General features: G+C 35.3%; 1 protein-coding gene. It reads left to right on the forward strand.

Annotated features, from left to right (window positions below; genetic code table 11):
* The coding region (locus SB764_RS42810) for a glycosyltransferase (protein WP_410867151.1) at positions 1-252 on the forward strand (252 nt) is incomplete at both ends.

A 252-nucleotide genomic window follows, 5' to 3' on the forward strand; every position in this document is an offset into this window, starting at 1 on the left:
TATATAAAAGACTACAGACTACTCGCATTACTGTATCAGGCTGCTGATCTTTTTGTGAATTCCTCAATTGAAGATTCAGGACCTATGATGGTTTCTGAAGCTTTAGCCTGCGGAACTCCGGTTGTAGGTTTTGATACAGGTGTACTAACCAATATGATAATAGATAATTATAAGGGGTATAAAGCTCCGTTGAAAGATAGTAAGAAATTAGCTGAAGGAATTAAAAAGATCTTTGAACTCAATAAGGATTCT

It is taken from the genome of Paraburkholderia sp. SIMBA_027, assembly GCF_046535315.1.
Lineage (GTDB): Bacteria > Pseudomonadota > Gammaproteobacteria > Burkholderiales > Burkholderiaceae > Paraburkholderia > Paraburkholderia tropica.